Raw genomic sequence first — 1644 nt, 5'->3', positions numbered from 1 at the left:
GATTTGAGGAATTTGGCGATCATGCACAAAGTGTGCCGCAATTTCGCTCCCCTTTTGCGTCTGATAGCGGCTTTAGGCTTTTATGGCCCCTCTATTGAACTCCCTGGACTCCCAGATTCGTCTTCGATAGCTTCTCGATGTTGTGCACCATGCAGTACAGGCTCCACTGGGTGCTGACCTTGGTGCGCCCTCTGTGATTCAAACGGGTCAGTCGCTTGTTGTGCCGAATGTTGGCAAATACAGGCTCCACCGTGCCCATGCGCTGGCTGTAGAGTTGCCTGCCCCTGGGTGAATCGATGGCCTGGCGCATGCGCTCACTGGGGTTGGTCGGGTCTTTGGGCTTGGGCTCAAAGCGGGCGACCTGCCGACCCCGCCCGTCATTGGGTTTGAGCGGGCCCCTCAGGCATTGCCCGCTGCGATCGCATGCATTGCAGTCCACCGCTTTGGCGGTGTAGGTCTGGTAGTGCAGCCCAGTTGCTGTGGTGTAGATACTGCCGGGGCTGGTCATCAACTTGCCCGCGGGGCAGGTGGCGCTGTTGTTGTCATTGAAGCGAAAGTCCTGGGGGCCAAACCGCTGGATCGGTTTGGACTCTCCCGTGCCCTTCTTGTCGTACAGCGGGTCGGCTTTGCCTTTGTGTTTGGCTTGCCCAGCAAAGCGCTCGTCGCGGCTGCGCATCTGGTTGTCAGCTATCAACGCGGGGATGTGGTGGTCTTTGAGATGCTGGACATTGGCATCGCTGTGGTAGCCCGCATCGGCCGTGATCAGGGTGTGGTCTTCCCGGTAAGGCTGGCTTTGCGCAATCATGGGCACCAGCATGGCTTGCTCGGAGCCTGAGCCAATGACGTCGGCTGCAATGATGATCTGGTGGCGACTGTCCACCGCAGCCTGTGCCGCATAGCCCTGGATGACGCCTTTGCTGGTGGCCATCTTGGCGCTCTCGGGGTCAGTGACGTTGGTCTTGAGTTCCTGGCCCTTGCGGTTCGTGCGCGGGGGATTGCCGGCAAGAAACTCCCGTGTGCGTGCGGCCTCTTTGCGCAGGGCCTCTATGCGTGCTTGGCGTTTGGGCTCCAGGGCTTCGTCCGTGCCGCGCTTGTCCTGGGCCTGATGCAGGGCCATGATCTTGTCGGCAGCCTGCTCCAGCCGATCAGCGCGATGCCGCAGCTCTTCATGGGTGCCACTGCGTTCTTTGCTGGCGTTGCTGGGGAGTTTGACGCCGTCGATGGCAAACATGTCGCGCCCGATCAGGCCTTGGGCATCGCAGGTCATCAGGACCTGGCTGAACAGGGGTTTGATCTGGGCGCTGAGGTTGGCTACGAACTTGGCGATGTGGGTGTGGCTGGGCTGGCTGTCGCCACTGATGGCGATGAACTGGACGTTGCGCTGGCACGCCTGTTCAACGGCTCGACTTGAGACCAGGCCCTGGCTGTAGGCGAGTAGCACGATCTTGAGCATGACGCGTGGATCGTAGGCGCTGGCGCCAACTTCATCGTTCTTGAACTGGGCATCCAGCGCGCTGAGGTCGAGTTCGTGATCGACCAGGTAGTTCAATGCGAAGCCGAAGCTGCCTGGGACGATTTGCTCACTGAGTACCACCGGCAACAGCAGGCTGTTGTGCTCTTGGGGTTTGTAGCGGGCCATGTTTG

1 protein-coding gene is annotated in these 1644 nt (G+C 60.3%); it reads right to left on the bottom strand.

Features of this window, described 5'->3' with window-relative positions; genetic code table 11:
• Positions 1–91 precede the first annotated feature (91 nt).
• Positions 92–1644, bottom strand: a 1553-nt coding sequence (locus IEX16_RS19790) for an IS1182 family transposase (RefSeq protein ID WP_308421378.1), incomplete at its 5' end; no start/stop codon positions are given.

Source organism: Polaromonas eurypsychrophila, from assembly GCF_014641715.1.
In the GTDB taxonomy this organism is placed as follows: domain Bacteria; phylum Pseudomonadota; class Gammaproteobacteria; order Burkholderiales; family Burkholderiaceae_C; genus Polaromonas; species Polaromonas eurypsychrophila.
The sequence above is the reverse complement of the archived record's forward strand: the minus strand, read 5'-3'. Positions and strand labels throughout refer to the sequence as shown.